The 7,925-nt window shown below is 64.7% G+C and carries 9 protein-coding genes; 2 read left to right on the top strand and 7 right to left on the bottom strand.

Annotated elements, in window-relative coordinates:
- On the top strand, positions 1-338 hold a 338-nt coding region (locus KBA48_RS20570), incomplete at its 5' end, for a helix-turn-helix transcriptional regulator (RefSeq protein ID WP_292909849.1).
- Here KBA48_RS20570 and KBA48_RS20565 read toward each other — a convergent pair.
- The 5 genes from KBA48_RS20565 to KBA48_RS20545 all read right to left on the bottom strand — a co-directional run bounded on the left by KBA48_RS20565 (position 297) and on the right by KBA48_RS20545 (position 5,163).
- Complete coding sequence (locus KBA48_RS20565) at positions 297-887, bottom strand: LysE family translocator (RefSeq protein ID WP_292909847.1); 591 nt, start codon at positions 885-887, stop codon at positions 297-299. The genes KBA48_RS20570 and KBA48_RS20565 overlap by 42 nt on opposite strands.
- Before the next feature lie 7 nt (positions 888-894).
- Positions 895-1,305: a DUF2000 domain-containing protein gene (locus KBA48_RS20560; protein ID WP_292909845.1), complete on the bottom strand. Its 411-nt coding sequence runs from the start codon at positions 1,303-1,305 to the stop codon at positions 895-897.
- A 292-nt stretch (positions 1,306-1,597) separates the two neighbouring features.
- Positions 1,598-3,913 carry a TonB-dependent receptor gene (locus KBA48_RS20555; protein ID WP_292909843.1) on the bottom strand — a complete coding sequence of 772 codons (2,316 nt, stop codon included), beginning with the start codon at positions 3,911-3,913 and terminating at the stop codon, positions 1,598-1,600.
- A gap of 217 nt (positions 3,914-4,130) precedes the next feature.
- On the bottom strand, positions 4,131-4,562 hold the full coding sequence (locus tag KBA48_RS33055; protein WP_367273856.1) for an HNH endonuclease signature motif containing protein: 432 nt from the start codon (positions 4,560-4,562) through the stop codon (positions 4,131-4,133).
- Positions 4,522-5,163, bottom strand: a complete 642-nt coding sequence (locus KBA48_RS20545; RefSeq protein ID WP_292909853.1) for a superoxide dismutase — start codon at positions 5,161-5,163, stop codon at positions 4,522-4,524. Before KBA48_RS20545 ends, KBA48_RS33055 begins: the two co-directional genes overlap by 41 nt.
- A gap of 217 nt (positions 5,164-5,380) precedes the next feature.
- Between KBA48_RS20545 and KBA48_RS20540 the strand changes: the two genes are divergently transcribed.
- Positions 5,381-5,995, top strand: coding sequence for a pseudouridine synthase (locus KBA48_RS20540; RefSeq protein WP_292909839.1), 615 nt, complete (start codon positions 5,381-5,383; stop codon positions 5,993-5,995).
- On the opposite strand, the gene KBA48_RS20535 is transcribed toward KBA48_RS20540, so the two are convergent.
- Positions 5,916-7,214, bottom strand: a complete 1,299-nt coding sequence (locus tag KBA48_RS20535) for a cation:proton antiporter (RefSeq protein ID WP_292909837.1) — start codon at positions 7,212-7,214, stop codon at positions 5,916-5,918. The genes KBA48_RS20540 and KBA48_RS20535 overlap by 80 nt on opposite strands.
- Before the next feature lie 196 nt (positions 7,215-7,410).
- The gene (locus tag KBA48_RS20530) at positions 7,411-7,857 is read right to left on the bottom strand and encodes a VOC family protein (RefSeq protein WP_292909835.1); all 447 of its coding nucleotides are present in this window, start codon (positions 7,855-7,857) and stop codon (positions 7,411-7,413) included.
- Between the last annotated feature and the right edge of the window lie 68 nt (positions 7,858-7,925).

Below are 7,925 nucleotides of genomic sequence, written 5' to 3'. Positions count from 1 at the left end.
CGCTGGCGCGGGCCGCCGATCATATCACCCGGCATTGTACAAGTGACCTGAAGGTGGAAGAGGTGGCGGCGTCCGTCGGACTGTCGTCCTCCTACCTGATCCGGGCCTTCAAGGCGCGCTATGGCCTGACCCCGCATGCCTATCTGATCAACCAGCGTATCCGGGTGGGACAACAGGGGCTGCGGCAGGGACAGGCCATCGTCGATGTGGCGCTGGATGCCGGATTCGCCGATCAGGCGCATTTCCAGCGGGTGTTCAAGGCGCATGTCGCCGCCACGCCGGGCCAGTATGCGCAGTCAGTATCCGGCCAGCATGGCGATCGCCCCCAGGGCCAGTAGCATCGCCATGGCCCGGTTGAATCCGCGCATGCGTCTCGCCAGCGCCCGTGACAGCCGCGCCCCGGCATAGGCCCAGAGCGCCACTGATCCGTAGCAGATGACAAAATACAGGGCGGCGAAGACCAGCACACTGGCCACGCCATCGCGCAGGCCATAGGCCCCCATGCCGGCCACGGCGGCGATCCAGGCCTTGGGGTTCAACCATTGCAGGCTGGCCCCCGCCCAAAGACCCGGTGGTGCCCCAATCCGATCCTGCTGCAAGCCCCCATCGGCCCGCCAGAGCCGATAGGCCAGGTAGAAGAGAAAGCCCGTGCCGGCCACGCGCATGATCATGTCCAGCAGGGGCAGCCGCGCCACCGCCTCCGCCATACCGATGCCGGCCAGCAGCAGCAGGGCCGTGAAGCCCACCGTAGCACCGGTGACGAATCCCAGGCTGCGCCGGAACCCGTGCTGCACGCCGCTGGCCAGGGCCAGGCTGTTGACGGGGCCAGGGGTGATGGAGGCGACAAGGGCAAAGCTGGCCATGGCCAGCAGCAGGGCGCTGTTCATCGCCGCCTCACTTCAGCAACGGCAGGTGCCCGGTCATCGACCGGACCAGACCCGCCGGCCCGTGCAGGCCGATGCCGAAATAGCGGATGTCATCCCCTCTCATGACCGAGAGGCGGTCGGCATAGTCCTGATAGGCCTTGGCCCGCTGCGCCGTCTCCGTCACATCCACCAGCATCAGACCGTCGGCCCGATGCCCGGCGGCCTTGGTCCGCAGGCTGTGCAGAGCGTCGGCATCGGCGGCCAGGATGGGTAGTACGACCTGTGTGATGCCTTCGTGGCGGTCACCGTCCCCGTTTGTGACGGCGGGGCCGATCAGATGCGGATGGGCCGCGCCCAGCGACAGGGACAGGATGGCCGCCGTATTGGCGATCAGGCCCAGGGGAAGCGTGGGATCGATAATAAAACAGGATCGGGTCACGGGTGGTGTCTCCGGGATGTTTTCCCGTTTATCGCCACCCGGCCCGATCCGGTATTGAAGAAAACTGACCTGGGGGGCTCTGGAACGGCGGCCATAACCTTTGGCTGTTCCCTCACCCTCCCATCGGCTGACACCGATGGGCCCCTCTCTCTCCCACTTTCGTGGGCGAGGGGCAGAGAATGGACTCTCCCCGATGTCGCCCCTCGCCCGCCTGGCGGGCGAGGGAGGGGCCCAAGCCGGAAGGCTTGGGAGGGTGAGGGTCGCTAGAAGGTTGGCCGTATCGGAACCCGCTTCAGAACTTCGCCCCCAGCGTCACGCCCCATTCACGCGGACGGCCATAGGAGACCTCGGCCAGGCCGAAGGCGCCGCTGGCATTGCCCGACACGAAGTAGCGCCGGTCCGTCACATTGGTGGCGAACAGGGCCAGGGTCCAGCTCTCGTCCGGTGCGGTATAGGTCAGGCGGCTGTTGACGATGCCATAGCCGGACTGTGCCACCAGTTCGGTATTGGCCACGTCGTTGTAGAACTTGGAATAGGCCGACAGATCACCGCGCAGGCTCAGCGTGCTGCCATCACCCAGGGCGTGGGTATATTGCAGGCCCGTGCTGGCCGTCCATTTCGGGGTCTTCACGAATTTCGCGGCCTTGGTGATGGGCAGGACCTGGGTGGGGCCCAGGCCCGATCCGACCTCGTCATATTTCGCGTCCGTGTAACCGAGCGCCAGATCGAAATCCAACCCTTTGGCCGGCTTGGCCCGCACTTCCAGTTCCGCGCCCTTGATGGTGCCCTTGGCGGCGTTGGCCACGAAGTTGCGCGGCGTCTGGTTCACGGTAAGCTGGATATTGTCGTACTTGCTGAGATAGCCCGCCACGTTGACGATCAGGCGGTTGTCCAGCCAGCCGGTCTTGGCGCCCACTTCATAGGTCCAGATGGTCTCCGGCTCATACTGCGTCACCTCCGACTCGTCGGCCAGCGGGCGGGCGTTGTAGCCGCCGCTCTTGAACCCCTTGCCGGCCGAGGCATAGAGCAGGGCGTCGTCGCCGGCCTTGTATTCCAACCCGATCTTGGGCGTGAAGGCGTTCCAGTTGCCCGACCGCTGCACATCGGTGAACACGACCTGATCGCGCTGGCGCCGGTTGAAGACGGAGATCCATTTCTTGTCGCGGTTCCAGCGGGCACCCGCCGTGACCGAGAGTTCGTCCGTCAGCTTGAAATTGCCCTGGCCGAATACGGCATAGGAGGTGTTGTCGATGCGGTTCAGGATGATGGTGGCGGGCGACATGGGCGGCCCCAGCGGTGGCCACAGGCCCATGGCCAGATCGGCACGGGCGTCGTCGGTGCCTTCTTCCGTGAAGTAATAAACACCGCCGATCCAGGTGAAACGCCCATCCATGGCATCGCCGCTCAACTGAATTTCCTGGCTGAACTGCCATTGGTCATCGTCGTTGAAGGTTTCGCGATAGGTGAAGGGGGTGTTGTCACCATCACGGGCGAAGGTGGCCTGAAGCTCCCGATAGGCCGTGATGCTCTTGGCCTCCACATTGCCCAGGTTCCAGGTCAGGGTGCCGGCCAGGCCCCACAGGTCCAGGTCGTTGACATTGGGACCGGTGCCCCAGGTGGTGAAGGGGCTGTCGGTGATGAAGGAGGAATTCAGCGTCTTCTGCCCATTGGGGGCCGTCACGCCGCGCGTCGGGGCCACCAGATTATTGTAGTTCACCAGGAAGGGCTGGCCCGTCAGCCCCGGTGCTGGCGCCACGGCCAGCAGCTTGTTGGGGGCGGAATGTTCGCGGGCGCGCGTCACATCGCCAACCAGATGAAAATTGATATCTTCCGTAACATTCGTTGATATCTGCAACCGCGCGCTGTCGGCATTACGGTCGCCCATGTCCTGCCCGTCCGACAGGCGCTTGGCATAGCCGTCACGGTTGAGCGAGGAAACCGACAAGCGGGTCAACACCTTGCCATCGGCCAGCGGGACATTGACGGTCCCCTTGACGTCCAGCCGGTCGAAACGGCCGGTGGTCAGTTCCACCCGGCCCGACAACGTGTCGGTCGGCCGCTGGGTATTGATCAGGACGGCACCGCCGATGGTGTTCTTGCCGAACAAGGTGCCTTGCGGCCCGCGCAGCACTTCCACACTGGCCAGATCGACCGCATCCATGATGCCGCCGATGGAGCGCGCATAATAAACGCCATCGACATAGAAGCCGACGCCGGGGTCGCTGAAGATGGCGAAATCGTTCTGGCCGATACCACGGATGAAGACGGTGGCGTTGTAATTGCCACCCGACAGGGCAGCGGCACCATCGAAGCGGATGTTGGGTGTGAAACGGGCGATATTGTCCAGGGTTTCCACGCTACGCGCTTCCAGCGCTTCGGCGGTGAAGGCGGAAACCGCGACGGGCGTGTCCTGCAGCGCCTCCGACCGGCGCCGCGCCGTCACGACGATTTCTTCCAGCGTGCCGCCATCATTCTGGGCGGGTGCGGTCTGGGCGGTGGCGGGAAGGGCCATGGCCAGCATCAGGCCCGTAGTCAGCAGCAAGCCATGCGCGGAGCGGACGCGCAGGTTTCCCTTCGCCGGGTGCGCCCGGCGTTGCATGTGAGACATGAAGTTCCTCCCTTGGAAGCTTTTATGCTTGCTTGGTCGTGGCTGTTGGCACGTTGGTCAGCCATCGTATATTCGCATAATGATTATGCGATATTACATTTCGCTGCGCAAGGGGTTAATCTCGGGTCGATATAGTCCTGCGCTTGTGCTGATTTTGTGAAAGTCAATCAGTTGTAAATATAAACTATTGATCTCTGCCACTGATTTGTCGGGGGCGTCAGTCCCGATATTTCCGGCCAGCCTTCACATGGTCCTTGGCGCGGAAGGTGACAGCGGTGAATTCCGGCGGCTTGCGCGCCACCCACAGTATAAAGGCGGCGATGTCGGGATGGGCGCGCAGGGCATCCAGCGTGGTGTACCCGCGCGCCAGTTCCTTTTCCGACAGTTCGGCATGGATTTTCCGGTGGCAGACACGGTGCAGCGGCACCGTTTCCCTGCCACCCTGGCTGCGGGGTAACAGGTGGTGTTCTTCCACGCTGGGCCCCGCAATCAGGGGCCGGCCGCACAGGCCACAATCACCCAGGACCCTGTCCGCTGGCGGTGAACGCACGGGCAGGACCAAGTCGGGGGGCAATGGCTTCAGGCGTGTCACGGCCGGTCCCGCATGGTCAGATCGTCTCCCCCTTGGTGATGCGGGCCAGCCGGTCATTCACCGCCTGCCAGTTCACCAGATTCCACCAGGCCGCCAGATAGTCTGCCCGGCGGTTCTGATATTTAAGATAGTAGGCATGCTCCCAGACGTCATTGCCCATAAGGACAGGTTTGCCGTCCATCAGCGGCGTGTCCTGGTTGGGCCTGGCCTGGATCACCAGCTTGCCGTCGGCACCCAGCGTCACGAACACCCAGCCGGACCCGAACTGCTTGGTGCCCGCCTCGTTGAAGGCCTTCTTGAACGCGTCAAATCCGCCGAAGCTGCCATCGATGGCCTTGGCGACGGCACCGGTGGGCGCACCGCCGGCACCCGGCCCCATGATGGACCAGAACATGGAATGGTTGGCATGGCCGCCACCATTGTTGCGTACGGCGGTGCGCACCGTTTCCGGCAGTTCCGGCAACGTGGCCAGCAATTCCGTCAGGGACAGTTTCTGAAGCTGTCCATAATCGGCCAGCGCGTTGTTCAGGTTGGTGACATAGGCCTGATGATGCTTGCCATGGTGGATCTGCATGGTCTGGGCATCGATATGCGGTTCCAGCGCCGCCGGGGCATAGGGCAGGGACGGCAGTGCATAGGGCGAAGCCGCCTGCGCCATCGCGGGGACAGCGCCGACCATGCCCGCCACACCGGCAGCGATGCCGGTGGCCAGGACCTGCCGGCGGTCCAGGGCAAAGCCCTGCTCCTGCGAAGCTTTCACAAAACGCGTCATGGTCTGATCCTTCCATTCGTGGTTTGGTGATGCGCCGGGCGACCGCCATCGCCTATACAGCGGGGGGCGACCCTGGACCCTCCTGCCACGCAATGCAATTCAGATGACCCGCATCATCCTGTTGAATAAGCCATTCGACCTATTGTGCCAGTTCACGGACGAAGGGACGGGCGCGCGCACGCTGGCCGAATGCGTGAACGTGCCCGGTGTCTATCCGGCGGGCCGGCTGGACCGCGACAGCGAGGGGCTGGTGGTGCTGACCGATGATGGCGGCCTGATCGCCCGCATCAGCCAGCCGCGCCATAAATGGCCTAAGACCTATTGCGTGCAGGTGGAAGGCATTCCCACCGACGCGGCGCTGACGGCCCTGTGTCAGGGCGTGACCCTGAAGGACGGGCCGACCCTGCCGGCGGAGGTAAGGCGGATCGAGGAACCATCCTGGCTGTGGCCCCGCAATCCGCCGGTCCGGTTCCGGCAGTCAATCCCCACAAGCTGGATCGAAATCGTGCTGCGCGAGGGCAAGAACCGGCAGGTGCGGCGCATGACGGCGGCTGTCGGGTTCCCCACCCTGCGCCTGATCCGCCGGGCCGTGGGCGACTGGACCCTGGAGGGTCTGGAACCGGGGCAGTGGCGGGAGGTCAGCGCCGGGTCCATAGCTGACGCACCGCGTCCACCAGCGCGGCGGCCCCCTGCAGCAAAGCCGCGGCGACCCGGTTGAGCAGGGCGATCTCACCGCGATAAATCTGCGAAAGCGCGCCGCGCATGCTGCCGATGCCGCCTTCGGCCAGCACGTGGAAGCGCCGGGCGCTGACCAGCCAGATGGGGCTGAACAGCCAGGACAGCGCGATGATGGTCACCGCCATCTGCTGCGCGTCGCGGTCGATGGCGCCGATGGACAGGCCGGCGGCGGCCAGCACAAAGCTGAACTCGCCCAGGCTGCCCATGATCACCCCGGCGGGAAAGGCCCGCTCCCACGGTTCACCCAGCAGATGCAGGGTGCCGACATTGATGGCCGATTTTACCGCCGTCACCGCGAACAGCAGCAACAGCACCTCGCCCAGATGTGTCCAGACGAAGGACAGGTCGATCATCAGACCGATGGACAGGAAAAACACCACGATCAGCACCGACTGTATCGGGTGCGTGGCGCGCAGGGCCAGTGTACGCCCGTCGGAATTGCCCAGCATGAAGCCGGCGACAAAGGCCCCGAACGCCGCCGACAGGCCGATGACGCCCGTCGCCGCCGCCATGGTGAAGCAGAAGGCCATCGCGGCCAGCGGAATGACCTCATGGTTGCGCTTGAACCAGTCGCCATAGGGAACGGCCAGCCGGTCGCGGCGCGACAGGAACCAGACCAGCCCGCCCAGTGCGGCCATGGCGGCCCCCAGCTTCAACAGGATGCCCGCCGACAGGCCCGCCCCGCTGCCCATGCCGTTGGTGATCAGCAGCAATGGCACGAAGGCCAGATCCTGTGCGATCAGCACACCGACGGTCACGCGCCCCGTCTCGGTCTTCAACTCCCCCACATCGTCCAGCATCTTGATGGCCACCGCCGTGCCGGACAGGGCCATGACGAAACCCATGACAATGGCGCGCGGCCAGGGCCAGCCCAGCAGCAGGCCGGCCAGACCGGTGACCAGCAGCGACAGGCCGATCTGACACGCGACGGCGGCCAGCGCCAGCTTCCATACCGCCTGAAACGCCTTCACCGACAGTTCCATGCCCACCAGGAACAACAGCATCAGCACGCCCAGTTCCGCCAGGGCGCTGATGCTTTCCGAGGGAGAGACAAGGCCGAAGCCGCCTGGCCCCAGCACGATGCCCGCCACGATATAGCCCACGATGGCCGGCTGTTTCAGCCGTGACAGGGCCAGCCCGCAGAGCAGGGCGACGGACGTGACGATGGCGATGCCGGTCAGGTCGAAATGATGCTGCAAGGGCGTGTCCCTGGTCTCCGGTCTGTAGGGCCGAGCCAGTTTCTCCCGCCGCCCCGGCGGCCCGCAACCGTCAATCGTCGCAGGGCAGGGCCAATATCGGCAAAGGCTCAGGGATCGCCCCGCAGGGCCGGGGGATGGGTTTCCCGGTCCCTGCGGGGCGGCTCGTCACCCGCGACATTGACGGGTGACGGTAGGGTCAGCAGCCATTGGTGACGACGGCACCCGGCTTGCTGGGCGTGGACAACGACCAGAGATGGCCATACGGATCGCGCACCTGGCCATAACGGTCGCCCCAGAACATGTCGGCGGGCTTCATCGCTTCGGCGGCGCCGGCGGCGACGGCCTGGGCGAAGGCGGCGTCGATATCGGCCACCGCCATATGCAGGGTCACCGGCGGGCGCTTGGGATATTCGGTGGGCTGACCGCCGCAATATTCGGGGAAATCGTCGCACAGCATCAGCGGGCCGCCATTGACGATCAATTGCGCATGCAGCAGGCGCTTGCCATCCTCGGCCGGCATTTCCATGACCTTGGTGGCGCCGAAGGCCTTGATGTAGAACTCGATGGCCTCTCGCGCGCCATTGACCACCAGATGCGGGATGACGCCGGTCGTGTTGTGCGCATATTCGGGTCTGTCGGTCATGGTTTCCTCCGTGGTTCGGGAAAGGGATGATACCTCAAGGACGGTTGACCGGCCCCTGATCCGACAGC

Source organism: Niveispirillum sp. (assembly GCF_017996735.1).
Taxonomy (GTDB): Bacteria; Pseudomonadota; Alphaproteobacteria; order Azospirillales; family Azospirillaceae; genus Niveispirillum.
Note: the sequence above shows the minus strand (reverse complement) of the source record. Positions and strands in the feature narration are given on the sequence as shown.